Origin of the sequence: Kitasatospora sp. NPDC087861 (assembly GCF_044742585.1) — a bacterium.
In the GTDB taxonomy this organism is placed as follows: Bacteria; Actinomycetota; Actinomycetes; order Streptomycetales; family Streptomycetaceae; genus Kitasatospora.
Map to the genome: position 1 here is coordinate 22,117 of NZ_JBIUUS010000052.1, position 19,879 is coordinate 41,995.

13 protein-coding genes are annotated in these 19,879 nt (G+C 71.3%); 6 read left to right on the plus strand and 7 right to left on the minus strand.

Translation table 11 applies throughout. The features are described 5' to 3' along the window. Positions 1-57: 57 nt before the first annotated feature. Positions 58-612 carry a YceI family protein gene (locus ACIOJE_RS37735; RefSeq protein ID WP_280685193.1) on the minus strand — a complete coding sequence of 185 codons (555 nt, stop codon included), beginning with the start codon at positions 610-612 and terminating at the stop codon, positions 58-60. Between the two features lie 253 nt (positions 613-865). On the opposite strand from ACIOJE_RS37735, the gene ACIOJE_RS37740 reads away from it, so the two are divergent. Next, complete coding sequence (locus ACIOJE_RS37740) at positions 866-1,234, plus strand: hypothetical protein (RefSeq protein ID WP_400782810.1); 369 nt, start codon at positions 866-868, stop codon at positions 1,232-1,234. 71 nt (positions 1,235-1,305) lie between these two features. Here ACIOJE_RS37740 and ACIOJE_RS37745 read toward each other — a convergent pair whose 3' ends face one another. The 3 genes from ACIOJE_RS37745 to ACIOJE_RS37755 form a co-directional block, all read right to left on the minus strand. After that, positions 1,306-4,116 (minus strand): penicillin acylase family protein, encoded by a 2,811-nt coding sequence (locus ACIOJE_RS37745; RefSeq protein WP_400782813.1) that lies wholly within the window; start codon positions 4,114-4,116, stop codon positions 1,306-1,308. A 389-nt stretch (positions 4,117-4,505) separates the two neighbouring features. After that, entirely contained in the window at positions 4,506-5,369 is an 864-nt protein-coding gene (locus ACIOJE_RS37750) for a hypothetical protein (RefSeq protein WP_400782815.1), read from the minus strand. A 658-nt stretch (positions 5,370-6,027) separates the two neighbouring features. Beyond that, on the minus strand, positions 6,028-6,759 hold the full coding sequence (locus ACIOJE_RS37755; protein WP_400782817.1) for an SDR family NAD(P)-dependent oxidoreductase: 732 nt from the start codon (positions 6,757-6,759) through the stop codon (positions 6,028-6,030). Between the two features lie 95 nt (positions 6,760-6,854). On the opposite strand from ACIOJE_RS37755, the gene ACIOJE_RS37760 reads away from it, so the two are divergent. After that, entirely contained in the window at positions 6,855-7,706 is an 852-nt protein-coding gene (locus ACIOJE_RS37760; RefSeq protein WP_280685189.1) for a LysR family transcriptional regulator, read from the plus strand. A gap of 120 nt (positions 7,707-7,826) precedes the next feature. Here the strand turns inward: ACIOJE_RS37760 and ACIOJE_RS37765 are convergent, their stop codons facing one another. Further along, complete coding sequence (locus ACIOJE_RS37765) at positions 7,827-9,377, minus strand: multicopper oxidase family protein (protein WP_400782819.1); 1,551 nt, start codon at positions 9,375-9,377, stop codon at positions 7,827-7,829. A gap of 965 nt (positions 9,378-10,342) precedes the next feature. Here ACIOJE_RS37765 and ACIOJE_RS37770 point away from each other — a divergent pair. From ACIOJE_RS37770 to ACIOJE_RS37785, 4 genes are all read left to right on the plus strand, one after another. Continuing rightward, entirely contained in the window at positions 10,343-10,576 is a 234-nt protein-coding gene (locus ACIOJE_RS37770) for a hypothetical protein (protein WP_280685187.1), read from the plus strand. Positions 10,577-10,615: 39 nt separating this feature from the next. Then, entirely contained in the window at positions 10,616-11,803 is a 1,188-nt protein-coding gene (locus tag ACIOJE_RS37775) for a flotillin family protein (protein WP_280685186.1), read from the plus strand. Between the two features lie 146 nt (positions 11,804-11,949). Beyond that, complete coding sequence (locus tag ACIOJE_RS37780) at positions 11,950-12,396, plus strand: hypothetical protein (protein WP_280685185.1); 447 nt, start codon at positions 11,950-11,952, stop codon at positions 12,394-12,396. Continuing rightward, on the plus strand, positions 12,396-13,652 hold the full coding sequence (locus ACIOJE_RS37785; RefSeq protein WP_400782823.1) for a hypothetical protein: 1,257 nt from the start codon (positions 12,396-12,398) through the stop codon (positions 13,650-13,652). Before ACIOJE_RS37780 ends, ACIOJE_RS37785 begins: the two co-directional genes overlap by 1 nt. A 7-nt stretch (positions 13,653-13,659) precedes the next feature. Here the strand turns inward: ACIOJE_RS37785 and ACIOJE_RS37790 are convergent, their stop codons facing one another. Then, positions 13,660-14,790 (minus strand): serine hydrolase domain-containing protein, encoded by a 1,131-nt coding sequence (locus ACIOJE_RS37790; protein ID WP_280685182.1) that lies wholly within the window; start codon positions 14,788-14,790, stop codon positions 13,660-13,662. A gap of 313 nt (positions 14,791-15,103) precedes the next feature. Then, positions 15,104-19,879, minus strand: a 4,776-nt coding sequence (locus ACIOJE_RS37795; protein WP_400782825.1) for an amino acid adenylation domain-containing protein, incomplete at its 5' end; no start/stop codon positions are given.

A 19,879-nucleotide genomic window follows, 5' to 3' on the forward strand; every position in this document is an offset into this window, starting at 1 on the left:
CTTGTCCGACCGGCCCACCGCCGCCCGGTCCGGCGGAATTCCGGGTTCCGGCGGGCGCTACTGCTTCTGCCGGATGGCCGAGATGTCGAACTCCAGGACGACCTTGTCGCCGACCAGGACACCACCGCCCTCCAGCGCCGCGTTCCAGGTCACCCCGAAGTCCTTGCGGCTGATCGTCACCGCGCCCTCCAGGCCCACCCGCAGATTGCCGTAGGGGTCGACGGCGTTGCCCGTGTACTCGAAGTCGATGGTGACCGGGCGGGTGATGTCCTTGATGGTGAGGTCGCCGGTGACGCGGAAGTCGCTGCCGCCGTTCGGCTGGACCGCCGTGGTGACGAAGGTGATGGTCGGGAAGGTGGGTGCGTCCAGGAAGTCGTTGGTGCGCAGGTGCTGGTCACGCTGCTCGACGCCGGTGTCGATGCTCTCGGTCTGGACCGTCACCCGCGCGGTGGAGCGGGCCGGGTCGGCGCCGTCCAGGTGGGCGGCGCCCTCGAAGCTGTGGAACGCGCCGCGGACCTTGGTCACCATCGCGTGGCGTGCCACGAAGCCGATCCGGCTGTGGGCGGGGTCGAGGACGTAGTCCCCGGTGAGCTCGGGCAGGGAGACGGTCATGGTCGGCTTACCTCCTGGAGGTCTGCGAGGGGGCTGAGGGGTGCCTGAGGGGTGTCTGACTCTGGGGGGCTCCAACCTCGGTGGCGGTGCGTGCCCGGGTCGTTCCCGGACCACGCTAGGTGCTGCGCCCCGTCCCCGCCCGTCGAGTCCCGGGCCCGGTCCTTCCGGGCCCGGTCCTCCCGGGCGAGTGCCGACCGGGCGTGCCGGGCAGGCTCACCGGGACACCGGAGACGGACGACGAACAGGGGCCGGAATGGACACCGACATCAAGGCGATGGCCGACGCCGTGCGCGAGGCCAGGACGCGGATCCGCGAGGACGCCCTCCCGCGGGCCCGGGCGCGCCGCGACGACGTGCCCGAGGGTGACGAGGCCGCGCTGCTGGGCGCCCTCGCCGCGCTGGTGGACACCGTGGCGGAGCTGGCCGTCACCATCCACATGCGGATGGCCAGCCCCGACACCCGCACGGCGTACTGGAGGGCCGACCAGCGGCTGCGCGAGCAGGCCGAGAACCTGCGCGAGGACGAACGGAAGGTGGCCGCCAAGGCGGAGGAATCGGCGCGGCAGAAGGAGGCACGGCAGAAGGGCCTGCCGACGGAGAAGCAGCCGCCGAGGACGCCGTGACGGCGGGGACGACCGTGGCCGCCGGCGCCCCGCCCCCTCCGGGGCAGGGCGCCGGCGGCCGGCACAGTGGCTCACCGGTGGCCGGGGAACTGCACCACCTGCTGGTAGGTCGGCCGGTTCTGCCAGGTGGTCTTGGCGTCCGTGACCCCACCGAGCGGGCGCTGGATGATCGTGTCGGCGCACCACTGGTCGCCGGCCGAGCAGTCCGTGTCGCCCGGGTAGACCTGGGCCGGGGTCTGGGCGGCCGCCCGCTTCAGGGTGTCGAGTAGCACGCCCCGGCAGGCCGCCAGGTCGCCTCCGCCGCAGTACGGGCGGGCCAGCGGGCCGGCCACCTGGTCGCCGAGGACGGACCGCAGGTCCTTGTCCAGGTAGCTCCACCAGCCGTACTGGAAGGCCGAACCCTTGTGCGGGATGGCTTCGTTGGCGCTCACCGGGCCGCCGCCGGGGCCGGTCTGCCCGCCGGAGGGCGACTCGTTGATCTGCAGGGCGCCGGTCAGCGCGGTGAACAGCTGGTCCCCGAGACCGGGCCGCATCACGCCCTCGGCGACCAGCGGCCACCAGGCGTCCATGACGCGGATCGCGGTGGCGTCGGCGTAGCTGTGGCTGCCGGCCGAGGTCTCCTTCCGCTGGGCGCCGTCGGCCAGCCAGGCCTCCAGCTGCTGCAGCGCGGTGGCGGTGGCCGGGTCGGTGACCGGGGCGCTGCGCAGCACCCGGATCAGGTCGGGCAGGACGTCCTCGGCGCGCAGGTCGGCGAGGGCGGCGCTCTCCATGGCCTGGGTGAGCGAGACCCGGCTCGCCCTGCCGCCGTCCTTCAGCAGCGCCTTGACCCGGTCGTCGAGCAGGTTGCCGCGGTGCACCGAGCCGTTGCCGAAGCCGGCCGAGGTGAAGCCGTTGGCCTGCTTGTTGTTCCAGGAGATGTAGTAGTCCTGGTTGACGGACTGCGGGTGCTCGGCCGGTGGGGTGTACCGGGCGGTGTTGGTGGCGGGGTCGAAGTCGGCCCACTCGTAGGCCGGTTCGGCGCGCAGCGGCAGGCCTGCGTCGACGCCCGGGGCGCGGACGGGGTTGGTGCCGGAGTTGTAGTACGCGATGTCGCGCGAGTCGGCGTAGAACCAGTTGAAGGTGTAGTTGATGTCCTGCGCGGCCCGCTGGAAGCCCGCCGCGTCGTGCACCGCGCCGGGGTCGTTGAGCTCCTGGAAGCCGATGATGGAGTCCGCCTCGTGCCGGTAGGTGGAGCGCAGCGAGGTGAAGGCCACGGGCGCGCCGCCGACCGTGCCGCGGGCGGTGACCAGGCCGTACTTGGAGCGGTACATCACCAGGGTGTAGGAGCCGGCGGCGGTGGAGTCGGCGGTGGTCGGGTTCCAGGCGTTCTTGCGTTCCAGCCGGTCGAACGGGACGCACTGGCCGTGCCACAGGTAGGAGTTGGCGGCGGTGGTGGCCGGGGAGCCGTCGGTGGTGCAGAGCGGGACGGCGTAGGTGTCGGTGATGTCCTGCCCGGCGGAGGTGGCACTCCACGCGTAGTCCTGGCCGCGGCCGAGCTGCACGTAGAAGCTCAGGCCGGCGAAGGCCGCGCCGCGCGCGCTGATCCCGGGGCCCTGGATCTCCTCCAGCATGAGCAGCTGGGGGGCGAAGTAGCCGGTCTGCGGGCCGAAGACGGCGACGGGGTGGCCGTCGTCGGTGTGGGCGCCGGACACCAGCAGGGCGTTGGACATGCCGTGTTTGGCACTGAGCAGGTTGCCGGGCAGCACGCCCGGTGCGGCGGTCTTCGCGGCGGTGCTGCCCGAGCCGGTGGCGTCGTAGATCATCCGCTCGGGGACCACCGAGCCGGGGTCGGGCAGGGCCTCGCCCTGCGGGGCGTCGGGCACCGTGGCGTACGGGAAGCTCTGCCCGTCGTGCAGGGTCTGGACGGCCTCCGGGTCGTTGGCCTCGCGCAGCGACTTCCAGACCGCGTCCCCGGCGTCCTTGCCGTAGCGGGCCTCGGCGGCCGACTTGACCTGGGCGGAGGCGAGTTCACCGCCGCCGCCGGAGCCGAACAGGGCGCCGACCACGGAGGCGAGGGCGACCAGGTCGGTGAGCTTGAACGGCTCGATCGACCCGGCGTTGGTGATCGGGTCGATGTGCCCGGTCAGGTCGTACTCGCCGGGGAAGGTGCGGCCGTTGTAGGCCTCCGTGACGTACTGGTTGATGCCGTCGAGGTAGGCGTTCGCGTCGGCGAGGGCCTGGGTGGCCCGGCCGCCGCGGGCCGCCAGGGCGTCGATCTGCTGCTGCAGTTCCGCCTCGGTGTACGGCGCGGCCTGCCAGAAGCTCTGCTCCAGCTGGCGGTTGGCGGCGGCGCCGCCCGCGAAGCCGGACAGCTGCCCGCGGCCCACGTGCCGGAACAGGTCCATCACCCAGAGCCGGTCCTGGGCGGCGGCGTAGCCCGCGCCGTACTCGGTGCCGTAGCGGGTGGTGCCGGTGATGTGCGGGACGCCGGTGGCCTTGTCACGGACGATGGTCACGTCGCTGCGCGGGCTGGTGGTGCTGGCCACCTGGTCGGCGGGGACGCCGAAGGAGGCGTCGTTGAAGAAGTCGCGCAGCTTGGCCTCGGTCAGGCCCGGGTAGCCGGAGGCGAGGGCCGAGTAGGGGCCGAGCTGGTCGTCGGTGTGAGCGGGGCGGCTGCCGAACATCTTGTTGAGCAGGATCTCCGCGAGGGTGGCGTTGCCGTTCTCGCCGGGCGGCAGGATGTCCGTGCAGCGGCCGCCGCAGTAGTCGGCCGCGGCGGCGGTGGTCGCCGTCGGGGCGGCGGGGGCGGCCGCGGTGGGTGTGGTGGTCAGGGCGGCGGTGACGAGCAGGGCCGACGCGAGGGCGGCGGCCGGGAAGCGGAGGGGGTGGGGGCGTAGGCGCAAGGGAGTTCCTCCGTCGAAGCCACGGGAAAATCGACGGTAGGGGTGCTACTGGTCGGTTGGCTAGTGGCGTGCATGCCATTTTCTGTGCCGCGCAGGAGAGTTGACGGCCGGTGGCTGAGACGGAGCACCGTAGTTTGCGAGCGTGGCCGGGCGGACCCCTGGTCTGAGGGGTGGTGGTGCGCGTTAGTTTGCGAGAGCGGAGCACGATAGTTTGCGAGCTTCGTGACCGAGGGTGACATCGGCGAGAGCGCGGAGCCGGACAGGCGCTTGGCGATGAGCGTCTTGGTGAAGGCGTCACCCTGCTCGTGCCGTGGAGCCTGATCACCCCCGGAGGCAGTCACTCTCCAAGGTGATGGGATGGCGGGGCATGATGCTCGGCTCGTTGACCGTCACCAACCCCAGGGCAGAGCACGCTGTTCAGGCGGGGTCATGTCGGCGTCCAAGGCGCGGAGCAAACCGTGCGTCAGCAGCAGCGCGGACAGAGCGAAATGGGGCTGGTAGCTGTACTCGGATGCACGGTGCGCTGCAAGGTGCCGGTTGAAGGTCAACTGGACATCGTCTGGCCCGAACACATCTCCCAACCCGACCACGACAAGGAATCGAACCAAGTCGTCGACAGACCGATGGCGCCATTCCATGTCTGAAGTGAGAACTTCAATCAGTGTTCTGTAGTGGCCGGACCCGGAGGGCCGGAATTCGGGGAACGCCTGCCGAACCCACGAGTTCCCGTGAGAGGTCATCAGCGTTTCGAGGACGTTTGCCGCCAGTGCCTGTGCGGCCTCGAAGTGGCCTGATCCGGACGCCCTGACAGCAGCACGAAGAAGCCTCACCGCATCCTTGAGGTGAGGGTGGGCGACCTTGTCGAGGCTTGTGATCACGTCGGCCTGGATCTCGTCCCGATGGGCCTCCAGGAACTCCACCCTGTCGTCCGAGGAAGAGATCTCCAGCAGGGCGGTGATGACCTCGGGGGACGGTGCCCACGTGAGTGAAACTGCGTCATCGGCACTGATCTGGATCAACTTTTTCCATCGACTCGGATGGATGTGGCGCAGGTTTTCGGGAAGGCACATGGAAAGAAACCTCCACATGTCCTCGTAAGGCTTGGGCTGTGCTCTGGCGGCATCACGAATTAGTTCGGTCTTGGGGGCGAGATGTTTCTCGTTGAGCTCTCCCATCGCAAAGGCCCCGACGGATCCGATGTCCGTCGGCAACCGCTCCATGTAGAACTGGCTGTTCGATCCTCCCTGTGGCATGGGCAGAGCATGCCATGACCCGGCGGGCAGTGGGACTTCCGAGGGCTCGGGTGAACCATCACGCAACTGGCTTCGAGAGCACAGGAGTTCGTTCTCCTCGGCGGCCGGGACGGGCAGGGCGACGTGACGCTCCTCATCGCCCCGGGTTTCGGCCGGCCCTGCGCCGCTCGTCCACCGCCGGTCGCCGAGGGCGGCGCTGCCACGACGTGACCCACCGTCGCCGCCAGGCCTCGGCCAGGCCCAACTCCTCCTGCACCGGCCCGTCTTCCGCGTACGGCACGAACAGCTCGTCCAGCCCGCACGAGTCGGACCGGATCACCGACCGCGTCGAAGTACCCATGGCACCACTCGACCAGCACCGCGTACGCGCCATGCCCAGATCACCGGAACTGTCTGTCATGTGCCGTGACACGGTAGTTGGAACCACGGGGGTGTGGTGACCTTGCGATCCGGATCTCGTGGGTCACGCTTGTTGGAACCACATGGTCACGCTGCTTGCAACCTGCGGTGAATTGCCATTCATGTTGGAACCAGTAGCAGTACGCAGCGTTGCCTCGGCCGCCGATGCGTTGGCCGGGACGGCCGCCACAGTCGATGAACCTGTTCGAGCCCCGCGGGCGAAGGCGCCTCACCCAGCGGGTGATGACCGCCGTGCACTTCACCAGGGCACGACGCCGGCGTCCTCGAAGAACTGGCCGGTCGGTCCGTCGTCGGGCAGGGTCGCGAGCTTGATGGCGATCGCCGCGCCCTGTTCGGGGGTGCGCACGCCGCGGAAGCCGTTGAGGTCGGTGGCGACGTAGCCGGGGCAGCCGACGTTGATCAGGATGTTCGTACCACTCAACTCCCGGACGTACTGGAGGGTGACGGCGTTCAGGAACGTCTTCGAGGGGGCGTACGCCACAGCCACCGGACCCGACGTCAGCTCGGCAGCGGTTCCTGCCTGCCGGGTGAGGGAGCCGACGCTGCTGGACATGTTCACGATCCGCGGCGAGGCAGAACGGCGCAGCAGCGGCAGCATCGCGTTGGTGACGCGGATGACGCCGATCACGTTGGTCTCCACGACCGTGCGGATGGTCGCGGGATGGACCTGAGTGGGCTCCTGCGGCATGCCGCCGGTGATGGCGGCGTTGTTGACGAGCACGTCGAGACGCCCGGCCTGCTCCTCGATCAGCTGTGCGGCGGCTGTCGCGCTCGCGTCGTCGGTCACGTCCAGCGGTACACCGAAGGCGTCCACGCCGGCCGCGCGCAGTTGCTCCACCGCGACCTTGCGGCGCTGCTCGTCGCGGGCCCCGACGCCGACGCGCCAGCCAAGGGCGCCCAGGCCTGCGGCGATCTCGTAGCCGATTCCCTTGTTCGCGCCGGTGACCAGCGCAATCGTCTGTTCGCTCATAGGGACCATGCTGCCGTCGGAGCCCAACGGGGGTCCAACACCGATCAGGTGGGCATCGATACCGTCCAGGTATTGATCCGGAGTAGCGTGATTGCATGGAAACCCGGGAACTGCGCTACTTCGTGGCCGTCGCTGAAGAACTGCACTTCGCCCGCGCCGCGCAGCGGCTCGGGATCGCACAGCCGCCTTTGTCACGGGCGATCCAGAAGCTCGAACGCCGGCTCGGAACAGCGCTGCTGGATCGGACCAGCCGCACCGTCACGCTGACCGAGGCCGGCTCGGTGCTGTTGGTCGAGGGGCGGGCGGCCCTGGACGCGGTCGACGCCGCCGAGCGCCGGACGCGCCGCGCCGCCCTGTCCGCGACCGGCCGTCCCGGCCTCGTTCTGGTGACGAAAGCCAGCGCGTCCCGTGAACTGCTGGCGAAACTGCTCGACGCGTACGCCGCCGAACCCGGCGCAGTCCCCGTCGATGTCATCCTGTGCGGCCCGGCCGAGCAGGCACGACTCCTGCGCGAGGGCCGGGCCGACGTGGCGCTGCTGCACCGGCCGTTCGACTCGACGGACGGGTTCCACACCGAGGAGCTCGGCACGGAGGGCCAGGTGGTGGTCCTGCCGGCCGGGCATCCGCTCACCGTCCGCGCCCAGGTGCACATGGCCGACATCACCGGCCTGCCGGGCCTGCCTCTGCCACGCTGGCCCGACCCCGACGGCACCTACCCGCCGGGCCCCGGCCCGCTGGTCCGCGACCACGCACAGTTGCTGCAGCTCGTCGCGCTCGGCCGAGCCTGCGCGGTCTCACCGGAGTCGTGCCGAGCCCAACTGCACGGTGACCTCGCCGCCGTGCCCGTGCTGGACGCGCCAGCAGTCACCACCGTCATCGCCTGGCCCCCGCACAGCCGGTCCAGAGCCGTCGCCGACCTTGTCCGGACTGCGACACGTCTCCACTAGCTCCAACATGCCTGGCCAGGTTCCACCTATCGTGGCGTCATCGCCGCGCACTGCGCGTGCCCTGGCATCGATTGAGATCGACCACGACGCTTCGTGCAGGAGACGCAATCTGACACAGGGTCACCGAGTGGCCGTTGATTCGCCACACCGGCGGGCGCGATTCCGGATCCACCGCCGCCCCGAGCTCCGGCGGCGGCCCGCATGGTGGAACCGGTTGCGCCGTCGCCGTCGACCGGCTCTGGACGCTGACGCTCCGGAGAACGGGTGCGAGTCGGCGGAGGCCTCGTCCGACTCCTGGGCGGGGTCTTCCGATGCCGCGGGCAGCACGTCGATCCGGCCCATCTGGCCGTGCGAGGAGTGCACCATGTGGTGGCAGTGATAGACGTACTCGCCCGGATAGTCGCCCCAGGTCATGGCGATCCGGACGGTCTCGCCCGGGTGGACCGCGACGGTGTCCTTCAGCCCGGCCTCGGCCGGGCCGACCGGCTCCCCGTCACGGTCCAGCACGCGGAACCGCACCAGGTGGGTGTGGAAGGAGTGGGGGGCGTGGAAGACCCCGGCCGGCCGACTGGTGAGGCGATTGTGGATCGTCCAGATCTCGCTGGTGCCGACGGTGGTCCGCACGTCGGTCCGGTCCGGGTCGTACTTGCGCCCGTTGATCCTGGTGTTCGGGAAGGTCGCCAGCGAGAACTCCCGGTGCACCGTCGCCTGCGGGATCGGCGGCAGGGTGGCCAGGACATCCGGTATCCGGCTTTTGTCCTCGGCCGTCCGGGTGATGTCGAAGCGCAGCACCTCGGGCCGCTCGGTCTCCAGCGCGGCCGTGTTCTCCAGCACCACCGACCCGCCGACCGGGTAGCGGGCGAAGTCGACCACGATCTCGGCGCGTTCCGCGCCGGCCAGGGTCAGCTCGTCCAACTTCACCGGCTCGGCGAGCAGTCCGCCGTCGGAGGCGATCTGGGTGAACGGTTCGCCGTTGGCGAGGCGCAGCGATATGTGGCGGTTGGGCGAGACGTTGAAGACCCGCAGACGGTACTTGCACGCCGCCACCTCGAAGTAGGGCCGCTCCTTGCCGTTGACCAGCATGTGCGGGCACGCGTACGGGTCGGTGTAGACCAGCCTGCCGTCGGTCTCGATCCGGGCGTCCCGGATCAGCAGCGGGATGTCGAACTCGCCCTTCGGCAGCGGCAGGCCGCTCTCGTGCGGGTCGCTGAGCAGGTAGGCGCCGGCCAGGCCGCGGTAGACGTTCTCGGCCTCCAGCTGGTGCGCGTGATCGTGGTACCAGAGCGAGGCGGCCACCTGGTCGTTGGGGTAGCGGTACTCGCGGGTCTCGCCGGGCTCGATGAGGTCCATCGGCAGGCCGTCGTACCGCGACTGCACATGGCCGCCGTGCAGGTGGACGGAGGTGTGCACGCTCAGGTCGTTGGTCTGCTGGACCACCACCTCCCGTCCCTTGACCGCCCGGATGGTCGGACCGGGGAAGCTGCCGCCGTAGGTCTGGACGGTGGTCAGCAGCCCCTTGACGATCTCCACCCGGGTCTCGGCCATCCGCAGCCGGTACAGGTCCGAGGAGTCCGTCCGCGACACCGGACTCAGCACCGGGGGCACCGGCATGGCGTGCGCGAAGGGGACGATCCGGGCGACCGACCGCTCGGACTCCGACCCGGCCGGCATGGTCGGCGGGGCTGGTAGCGCGAGGGACGAGGCCCGGACCCCGCCCGGTGCGCGGTCCCATGGGAAGATAGCCGCCGGGCCGCCTACGGCGACGGCTTTCAAAAGGTCTCGTCGGTTCAGCATTCCCGGTCTCTCCGTCCAGGGCTCGGCGGTCGGTACGCCGCCGGGCCAGTGGTCGCCGGTCGTGGCTTCCGGCGGCCCTGCTCGGTGGCCGCCGCGCCTACGACGGTGCGCGGGCCGATGGTGTCGGACCGTGGTGTCGACGACACGTTCCGTCACCGCCCGTTGGCTCAGTATCGTCGAGCTTCGCGCGCTCCGCATCGCGACCGCACCTGCCCGGGCCAGGACTCCATTCGCGCCTGAACTCGCGCCGGAGCAGGTCTTCCGTCCGGCAGCGCTCGCGCGGGTCGGCAAGCCCGCGGACGGGATACGGACGACGGGTTCGCCGCCCGCGCGGCAGCACATCCCGTTCCGGCGCACTCGATCCGCGCCGCCGGGGCGTGTACCGACGTGATCGGGCGCATCTGTCGGCCCGCATCCGACCTCGGGGGAAGGCGCTCGGCAACTGGCGCGCCGACCAACAGCGCCACGATCCGACGTCTCGGGTGCTTCGCCACAACACTGTCCAGATGGTCGGCTGTTCGCTTCGGAGGCCGCCTTCACCGGTCCGGTCACCGCCGCGGCCTGCGCCGGCCGGACCGCCCAGGCGCCGGTGTCGGCCTCGGGCGGGCACGCGTAGCACCCCGCGGTGCCAGGGCCGGCCGGATCCGCCCGCCGGCCCTGGCCGACCGCTGCCGGAGTACCGTGGAAGAGGTCGAGGCACCGCCGCCGTCGGCGGTTGCCACAGTGCCCTCGACCCGTGGCGAGCCCGGCGGCCCCGGCGGCGCCGGCCCTTCGGGGGCGGTGGTGGCCGGTGACCGTCCACGGTTCACGTGCGGCGGACGTGGTGACCGGAGGCGCCGGTGGTGCGAGAGAACGTTCCCGCGGTCGACGAGTCCCGGCAGAGCCCGGTCGGAGCCGTCGGCAAGGTGACGGTGCCCATTCCTCCGGGCGGTCCGGGCGAGGTCCTGGTCGCCCTCCGGGGCGGTTCGGAGGTGTTCGCGGCCTGGTGCTCGGAGCCGGTCGGCCGGGACGCCCGGGTGGTCGTGGTGGACGAGATCTCGGCCCGGTCGGTGATCGTCGAGCGTCTGCCGCCGTAGGCCTTCTCTTTCGAATCCCAGCAGGTCAGGTGGTCGATCATGTTCTTCTGGCACGTTCCCGCGCCCAACGAGGCGATGCTCATCTCCGGGTCCAAGCACCAGGCGCAGGACACCCAGTTCCGCATCGTCACCGGCCACGGCAGCCTCGTGCTGCCGGTCAAGCAGAAGGTCCGCATGCTCTCCCTGGCCCTGCGGGAGGCGGAGATCGCCGAGGACTGCGTGACCCAGCAGGGGATCCGGCTCACCGTGCGGGCGGTCTGCGTGTTCAAGGTCGGGGACGACGCCGTGTCGATCGCCAACGCCGCCCGCCGCTTCCTCTCGGAGCAGGACCAGATGGAGGAGCTCGTCGGCCGGATCTTCGCCGGCCACCTGCGGTCGATCATCGGTGGGCTGACCGTCGAGCAGATCATCCGGGAGCGCAGCAGGGTCGCCCAGGAGGTGATGGCGGGCAGCCACGGCGAGATGGAGAAGCTCGGCATCGTGGTCGACGCGCTGCAGATCCAGGAGATCGAGGACTCGACCGGGTACATCGACAACCTCGCCGCGCCGCACGCGGCGGCGGTCGCCAGCCAGGCCCGGATCGCCCAGGCCAAGGCGGACCAGGAGGCCACCGAGCGGGAGCAGCAGGCGGCCGCGCTGAAGGCCGAGTACGAGCGCGACACCGCGATCAAGCGGGCCGGGTTCCTCGCCGAGACGGAGCAGTCCAGGGCCCGCGCGGCCCAGGCCGGCCCGCTGGCCGAGGCCCGGGCCTCCCAGGACGTGATCGAGGAGCAGACCGCGCTCGCCCAGCGCCGGGCCGCGCTGGCGGCGCAGCAGCTGGAGGCCGAGGTGCGGCGCCCGGCGGACGCCGAGGCGTACCGCCAGCGGACGCTGGCCGAGGCCGGCCGCGACCGGATGAAGTTCGAGGCGGACGGCAGCGCCTACCGCGAGCGGGCGCTCGCCCAGGCGCAGGCGGACGCCAACACCGCCCGGGCCGACTCGCTGCGCGGCGGCAACCAGGAGCTCATCGCGGCCAACCGGATCGTGGAGAACCTCCCGGCCCTCGCGGACGCGGCGGCCCGGGGCATGTCCGGCGCCGAGCTCACCGTCCTCAACGGCAGCGACGGCGTCAACCAGATGGCGGCGGGCATCGTGAGCCAGGGCCTCGCGATCCTGCACTCCCTCCAGCACACGACGGGCCCGCACGGCGACGGCAAGCCCGCGCCGCGCATCCAGGAACGCGCCTGAACCCGTCGGATCGGGACGGCGACGGCGCGGTGCGCGCCCCCTGAGGGGTGGAGTCGACGTCAACGAGGCGTCAGGGCGGGGGCGGTGATCGTTGGGATGTCGTCAAGAACGGGCGGACCGGCGCCGAACGCCGGTGAGCTGGACGGATGCCGACTCCTCCCACGCCCGACGTCCCCGGCCCTACCGGCGGATACCGCAACGCGCCCACCGGGGTCCCCCCGTACACCGGGCCGCCGGTACCGCCGCTGCCGACCCTCGACGGCACCCTGGTGGTCGACTTCGCCCTGCTCGGCAAGGCCGGGGTGGACGCGGGCAACGCGGCCGACAGCATGAGCACCGCGTGGACGGCCCTGAGCGCCGCCGCCTTGTTCGGTGCGGCGCCCTGGGGGGACGACCCGGCCCTCGGGCAGGGCTTCGACCAGGTCTTCGCGCAGCCGCGGGACGACCTGTTGAAGGCGGTTCAGGCGCTGCCGGACACCCTGAAGCACCTCGCCGAAGCCCTCGGCGGCGCCCACAGCACGTTCAGGAGCGCCGACGAGCACGCCACGGAACTCGCCGCGTCGTTCCCGTCGGCCGTCCCCGGCGGTGCGTGATGGCGGTCGACGCCCCCAACGCCTCCCTGCCGGACGGACTGCAGAACCTGCTGATGATCCTGGTCGGCAACAAGTGGCCCACCGGGAACGAGACCGCGCTGCGGGCCGAGGCCGAGGCGTGGAAGGCGGCGGGCGACGCCATCCGCACCTGTATCAAGGACCTGGCCGACACCAAGGCCCAGCTCGACCAGGGGCTGACCGGCGTCACCAAGGACTCCTTCGACGCCTACCTGGCCCGCCTCGCCATCGGCGACGACGCCGCGATGCCGCTCATCGCCCAGTGCTGCGACGCCGCCGCCGACGCGCTGAACAACCTGGCGAACCAGATCGAGACCCTGCGGATCGAGATCATCGGTGCGCTGGTGGTGCTCTTCGTCCAGTTGGCGATCGACGCCGCCCTGTTCCTGTTCGGCGGCGCGGAGGCGGCGCCCGTGGAGATCGCCTTCACCAGGGCCCTCGTGCTGGCGTTCCTGCGCAAGGCGCTGATCAGCGCGGTGACCCGGGTCGCCGAGTCGGTGCTGGCCCAGGTCGGCTTCGACCTGTTGGCCCAGGTGATCGAGCTGGGCCAGCACCACCGCACGTCGATCGACGGATCGGAGCTGGGCACCGCCGCCGTCAACGGCGCGATCGGCGGCGCGGTCGGCTTCGGTGCGGGGCTGCTCGGCAAGGGGCTCGGCACGGGCCTGGGGAAGGGCCTGGGGAAGGGTTTCACCGGGCTGACCGGCCATGTGCCGGGCGCGTTCGCCAAGGGCGCGGCCGGTCTGGTCTGGAACACCGGCTACGGGGCGCTCACCGGCATGGCCGAGGGCGCCGCACAGGACGCGGCGTTCGGACTGTCGGGCGACTGGGTCTCCGGCGCGGCCAACGGCGCGTTCGCCGGGGCGTGGGGTACGCGGCACGGCGCGATGAACCCCGGGAACAAGTTCTCGATCTCACCGGCCGACCACATCGAGTCCTGGCTGAACAACCGGTGGCTGAGCCCACGGCCGCCGGTCGGCGGCACGACCGGGCACGGGGACATCGAGCTCGGACCGGTCGACAAGCCCCTGCCGCCACTACCCCCGCCGCACCTCGACAAGCCGCTCCCGTCGCTCCCACCACCGGACCCGCATTCTGCTCCTCCCGTGCTGCCACCCCTGGACCTGGGACCGGACCTGCCGACGCACCTGTTCGACCCGACCCCACCCCCGAGCCCGCACCCGAGGACCATCTCGGACCACATCCTGGAGCAGCTCACCGCGCCACAGCCCGGCTGACATCAGATCAGCCGCACAGGGCCGTGTCCACGGCGTCCTCCAGGTGCTGCGCGGCGGCGGTCGGGGGGATCGTGGTCACCGTGATGCTCGCGGCGCGGCCGGCCTCGGTGACGCCGCCACGGGTCCGGTATCCCGGAGTGGTGCCGCCGTGCCCCCAGTACACGCCGCCACACGACAGCGGCATGCTCTCCAGGCCCAGCCCGTACCGGATTCCGGGGCCCAGCTCGTCGGCGGGGACGGTGGTGCGCATCTGGGCGAGCTGAGCCGGGGCGAGGAGGCGACCGCCGAGGAGCGCGGTGTAGAACCGGTTGAGGTCGGTGTTGGTGGAGACGATCGCACCGGTGGCCCAGGCCATGGACGAGTCCATCTCCGTGAAGTCGTGCAGGGATCCGTCGGCCGGGTTCCGGAAATAGCCCTCGGGGTGGGCCTCGTGGACGGTGAGGTCCCCGGGGGTGGGGAAGTAGGTGTGGCGCAGCCCGATCTCGTCGATCACGCGGCGGGTGATCTCCTCGCCGACGGGCCGGCCGGTGACCTTCTGAATGATCAGGCCGGCGACCAGGTAATTCGTGTTGCTGTACTCCCACTTCGCGCCCGGGGTGAAGTCGGCCTTGCTCGCCAGGGCCATGTCGACGAGTTCGCGGGGCTCGGAGTACCGGTACTGAACAGCGGTGAAGTCCGCCATCTGCGGGGAGGCCATGTAGTCGGGAAGCCCACTGGTGTGCTGGAGAAGCTGGCGCACCGTGATGTGACGCCCGTCGATCCCGTCCCCGCGCAGCAGGCCGGGCAGGTAGGTGTCGACGGCGGCGTCCAGGTCGATCCGCTGCTCGCCGACGAGCTGCAGCACGACCACGGCGGTGAACGTCTTGGTGCTGCTGCCGATCCGTACCTGCCCGTCCTCGGGCACCTTCGCCTTGGTGGCGAGGTCGGCGACCCCGGCGGTGTAGGTGCGGGTCCGGCCGTCGCGGCCCTTGACGGCGGCCAGCGCGGCGGGCAGGCCGTCGTCCCGCACCAGCGCGTTCAGGCTCCGTTGAACGCCGTCCGGCCTGGACACGGCGGTGGCGGACGCGGCCGTTGCGGAAGGCGGCGCGAGCACTCCGACCGTCAGGATGCCGGCGACCACGGCGAGTGCGGTCGACACGGTCCTGCGTCGACCGCCCTGCCGAGGGCGGAGGGAACGGAAGCGGGTCGGTGCGTGCTCGGACACGGGACAACTCCTGTGGGATCGCTGGGACATGTGTGCCGTACCCAGCATCTCCGGGGACGCCCGCCCGGGGTGAGCCGGTCATCCCCCCGACTCCGGGTGTGGATAACCCCACCAGGTCGAGCGCCGAGTGCACCGTGTCCGGCGGACCCGCCGGGACCGCCTCGGCCGTCGGCGAACGCCGTGGGCCCCGCTCGGAGGAGCGGGGCCCACGGCGTTCGGGTCGGCGGGGGCGACGGTGGGTGTGGTGTCAGCGCTCCTCGGCGGTGAACTCGTTGATGGCACGGGCGATCTCGGCCAGGTGGCGGGGGTCCATCAGCCCGTGGTGGGTGGCGTCGAGGTCGCGGTCGATGATGCGGCCGTCGATGTGGGGGCCCCACGCGGTCGCGGACGGGGTGCCCTCGGGCCGCTCGCGGGTGGCGGTGAAGAACAGCACGTCGCTTCGGACGTGGCCGGGATCGAAGGCCCGCATCATCCGGGTGTGGCGCTCCCAGGCGTCTCCCATCGCGGCGAGGTCGTCGGCCGTGAAGGCCGAGGCCGAACTGTCCACCAGGGTCTGCAGCACCTCGTCCCGGTCGAGCGGCCTGCCCTCGGGGCTCGGGCGTTCGGCCTCGAACATCTCCAGGAAGAGCTCCAGGGTCTCCTGTTCGTCCCGCTCCACGCCCTTCACGGTGTACGTCGCGTACGGGTAGGCGTCCATGATGACGAGCAGGGCCACCTCCTCGCCGAGCTCCTGGAGGCGGCTCGCGACGGCGTGCACCACCAGGCCGCCGAAGGAGTGGCCGAGCAGGTGGTACGGGCCGGACGGCTGGATCCGGCGGATGTGGGCCACGTAGTCGGCCGCCATCTGCTCGACGCTGTCCGGCAGTTCGTCGTTCCGGGTGAGGCTGCGCGCCTGGAGGGCGTACAGCGGCCGGCCGGGCAGGTAGGGGAGCAGGCGGCTGTAGCCGAGGGCGACGCCGTACCCGGCGTGGACGCAGAACAGCGGCGGCAGCTCGCCCTCGCGGCGCAGCGGCATCAGTTCGGCGAACTTGTCGCCGAGCTCGCCGCCCGTCTTCAGCCGCTCCGCGAGACCGGCCACCGTGGGGGCCTCGAAGAGGTCCCGCAGGGCCACCTCCTCGCCGAGTGCGGTGCGGATGCGGCCGAGGAGACGGGTGGCGAGCAGGGAGTGCCCGCCGAGCTCGAAGAAGCTGTCGTCGATGCCGACCCGGGGACGTGCCAGGACCTCGGCGAACAGGGTGGCCAGCACCTCCTCGCGCGGGGTGCGTGGGGGGCGGCTGGACACCGGGGTGAGGTCGGGTGCGGGGAGGGCGCGGCGGTCGAGCTTGCCGTTGACGGTGAGGGGCAGGGTGTCGAGGGTGACGATGGCGGTGGGGACCATGTATTCGGGGAGCAGTCCGGCCACGTGCGCCAGGACGGCGGTGGTGTCGAGGTCACCTGTGGGGACGGTGTAGGCGATGAGGCGCTTGTGGCCGGGGGTGTCTTCGCGGAGGAGGACGGTGGCCTGGGCGACGGTGGGGTGGGCGGCCAGCGCGGCCTCTATCTCGCCGAGTTCGATGCGGAAGCCGCGCAGTTTGATCTGCTGGTCGGTGCGGCCGGTGTATTCGAGTTGGCCGTGGTGGTTCCACTTGGCGAGGTCGCCGGTGCGGTACATGCGGCTGCCGGCCGGGCCGTACGGGTCGGCGGTGAAGCGTTCGGCGGTGAGGGCGGGGCGGTGGTGGTAGCCGCGGGCGAGGCCGGAGCCGGCGAGGTAGAGCTCTCCGGTGGCGCCGGTCGGTACGGGGTGCAGGTGGGCGTCGAGGACGTAGGCGCGCATGGTGGTCAGTGGGCGGCCGATGGGTAGTGCGCTGGGGGTGTCGGTCACCGGGTGGGTGGTGGCGAAGGTGGTGGTTTCGGTGGGTCCGTAGCCGTTGATGATGGTGAGGCCGGGGCATGCTGCGCGGGCGCGGGTGGCGGCGGTGGGGGAGACGACGTCGCCGCCGGTCCAGAGCTGGTGGATGCCGCTGAGGCAGGCGGGGTTGTCGTCGGCGATGAGGGAGAAGAGTCCGGCGGTGAGCCAGAGGGCGGTGATGTCGTGGCTGGTGATGAGGTGGTGCAGGGTGGTGGTGGTGAGGTCGCCGGTGGGGGCGACGATGACGCTGCCGCCGTTGAGGAGTGGCACCCATAGTTCGAAGGTGGAGGCGTCGAAGGAGTGCGGGGAGTGGAGTAGGACGCGTTCCGTGGCGGGGGACGCGATGCGGTCGTCGGTGGCGAGTGCGATGACGTCGTGGTGGGTGACGGCGACGCCCTTGGGGCGGCCGGTGGAGCCGGAGGTGTACATCACGTACGCCAACTGCCGCTTATGGCAAGGAATGTCGAGGCCCATGCCGTGCTCGCCATCGTCCGTGGTGAGGACGGTGAGGCCGAGTTCGGCGGCCTCGTCGCGTAGTGCGGTGTCGGTGAGGACGATGGTGGCGCCGGTCTCGGTGGTGATGGTCCGGCGGTGGGCGAGGGGGTAGCGGGGGTCGAGTGGGACGTAGCAGCCACCGGCCTTGACGATGGCCAGCAGGGCGACGACCAGGTCGGCGGAGCGCTCCATCAGGACGGCGACGGCGGACTCGGTCCGGACGCCCTCGGCGATGAGGCGGTGAGCGCGGCCGTTGGCGCGGGCGTCCAGCTCGGCGTAGGTGAGTTCGGTGTCCCCGTACACGACGGCGACGGCGTCGGGGGTCCGTGCGACCTGGGCGGCGAACAGCTCGGGCAGCGTGCCCGTCACCGGCTCGGTGGCGGTGCCGTTCCAGTCGGTGAGGATCCGCTGTCGTTCCTGCGGGTTGAGGACCTCGATGCGTCCGAGGGGGCTGTCCGGGGCCGTTTCGAGCGCGTCGACCAGTCCTTCGAGGGCGGTGTGCAGCAGATCGCACACCCGCTCGGCGTCGATCGGCGCCACCGCCTGTGCGGTGAGGGTGAACGCGGTGCCGAGGTCGTCGACCGACACGGTCAGCGGGTAGTTGGTGCGCTCCTCGTTGTGCAGGACCTCGATGCCCGGCGACCCGGCGTCCGTGACGGGCTGCCCGGCCTGGTGGCGGAAGTTGAGGAGCGTGGTGAAGAGCGGTGCGGAGCCGCCGATGCCGCTGGCCTGCTGGGCGAGCGCCAGCGGGGCGTGCTCGTGCGCCAGCAGGTCCGCGAGCTGCCCGCGCATCGCGCGCAGCGCCTGCGCGGTGCCGACGGTGGCCGTCGGCACCCGGACGGGCAGGGTGTTGATGAAGAGGCCAGGTGCCCGGTCGGCGCCGCTGCCTCCGCTCATCCGACCGAACAGCACGGTGCCGAACACCACGTCGTCCCGGTTCGAGGTCGCCGCGACCACGCGGGCCCAGACGGTGTGGAAGACGGTTGCCGGGCTGACTCCCAGCAGGCGGGCCTGCTCACGGACCCTGGTGGCGAGCTCGGCGTCCACGAGGCGCTGGGCCTCGGTCACGCCGGTCGCGCTCCCTCGGACGTCCGACAGGCCGAAGGGGGCGGTGGATTCGGTGACGTCGCCGAGGAGCTTGGTGAAGAAGCGCTCGTGTTCCTCACGGGAGACCTGGAGCCGGGCCTGGGCGACGAACTCGCGGAACGGTACTGGCGGGCGCAGTTCGTCCAGCCGGCCGGCGAGCACGGCGTTGATCTCGCCGAGCAGCACCTCCAGGGCGGTGTGGTCCGTGGTGACGTGGTGCTGCTGGAGGAGCATGAGCCAGCGGTCACTGGTGGGTTCGGCGGCGATGTGGGCGCGGAGCAGCGGTGCGCGGGTGAGGTCCATGGTGGCCGCGCAGCGTGCGGTGAGCGCGGCGATCGGGTCGTCGCCGGTGATCTCGTGCTGCTGGACGGGGAGTTGGGCGTGGCGGGCGACGACCTGGACGGGTTCGGGCAGACCTTCCCAGAGGATGGCGGTGCGCAGGACGTCGTGGCGGTCGATGACGTGTTGGAGCGCGCCGAGGAAGGTGTCCAGCCGTTCGCGGGAGTCGAAGGTCAGTGTGGTCGGGATGACATAGGGGTCGCTGCCACCGGAGTTCATCAGATGGTGGAAGAGGATGCCTTCCTGGAGCGGGGCCAGGGGGTAGATGTCCGCGATGTTCGGCGCCCCGCCGGGGAAGGTCGCGGTGATCCGCGCGATCTCGTCGGTGGTGAGGTCGACCAGCGGCAGCATCGCGGGGGTGATCTCCTGCGCGTCGGCCGGGATGAGGTTCGGCGGCACCGCCACCTCGCCCGTGCCGGCGGAGGCCGCGAGCCCGGCCACGGTCGGTGACGTGAACAGCGCGCGGATGTTCACCGGTACACCCCGGGCCCGCAGCCTCTCGACCAGCGAGATGGCGAGGAGGGAGTGCCCGCCGAGGGCGAAGAAGTCGTCGTCCAGGCCGACTTGGGAGACGCCGAGGATCTGGGCGAAGACCTCGCAGAGGATTTCCTCGCGTGCGGTGACGGGTGCGCGGTAGGTCGCTTCGGGCGTGTAGTCGGGTGCGGGGAGGGCGCGGCGGTCGAGCTTGCCGTTGACGGTGAGGGGGAGGGCGTCGAGGGTGACGATCGCTGCCGGGATCATGTATTCGGGGAGGGTGGCCGTGAGGTGGGCGCGCAGGGCGGTGGTGTCGAGGTCACCTGCGGGGACGGTGTAGGCGATGAGGCGTTTGTCGCCGGGGGTGTCTTCGCGGAGGAGGACGGTGGCTTGGGCGACGGTGGGGTGGGAGGTCAGTGCCGCTTCGATTTCGCCGAGTTCGATGCGGAAGCCGCGGAGTTTGATCTGGTGGTCGGTGCGGCCGGCGTATTCGAGTTGGCCGTGGTGGTTCCACTTGGCGAGGTCGCCGGTGCGGTACATGCGGCTGCCGGGGGTGCCGTGGGGGTCGGCGGTGAAGCGTTCGGCGGTGAGGGTGGGGTGGTGGTGGTAGCCGCGGGCGAGTTGGATGCCGGCGAGGTAGAGCTCGCCGGTGACGCCGGGTGGGACGGGGGAGAGTGTGGGGTCGAGGACGTAGGCGCGGGTGTTCCAGATGGGGTGGCCGATGGGGACGGAGGTGTGGGT

Bases quoted from the DNA above. Each gene is read 5' to 3' on its own strand.
- ACIOJE_RS37760 (WP_280685189.1), top strand. From the start codon at position 6,855: ATGGAAACCCGGGAACTGCGCTACTTCGTGGCCGTCGCTGAAGAACTG.
- ACIOJE_RS37765 (WP_400782819.1), bottom strand. From the start codon at position 9,377: ATGCCGGCCGGGTCGGAGTCCGAGCGGTCGGTCGCCCGGATCGTCCCC.
- ACIOJE_RS37750 (WP_400782815.1), bottom strand. From the start codon at position 5,369: ATGCCACAGGGAGGATCGAACAGCCAGTTCTACATGGAGCGGTTGCCG.
- ACIOJE_RS37740 (WP_400782810.1), top strand. From the start codon at position 866: ATGGACACCGACATCAAGGCGATGGCCGACGCCGTGCGCGAGGCCAGG.
- ACIOJE_RS37785 (WP_400782823.1), top strand. From the start codon at position 12,396: ATGGCGGTCGACGCCCCCAACGCCTCCCTGCCGGACGGACTGCAGAAC.
- ACIOJE_RS37775 (WP_280685186.1), top strand. From the start codon at position 10,616: ATGTTCTTCTGGCACGTTCCCGCGCCCAACGAGGCGATGCTCATCTCC.
- ACIOJE_RS37735 (WP_280685193.1), bottom strand. From the start codon at position 612: ATGACCGTCTCCCTGCCCGAGCTCACCGGGGACTACGTCCTCGACCCC.
- ACIOJE_RS37780 (WP_280685185.1), top strand. From the start codon at position 11,950: ATGCCGACTCCTCCCACGCCCGACGTCCCCGGCCCTACCGGCGGATAC.
- ACIOJE_RS37755 (WP_400782817.1), bottom strand. From the start codon at position 6,759: ATGAGCGAACAGACGATTGCGCTGGTCACCGGCGCGAACAAGGGAATC.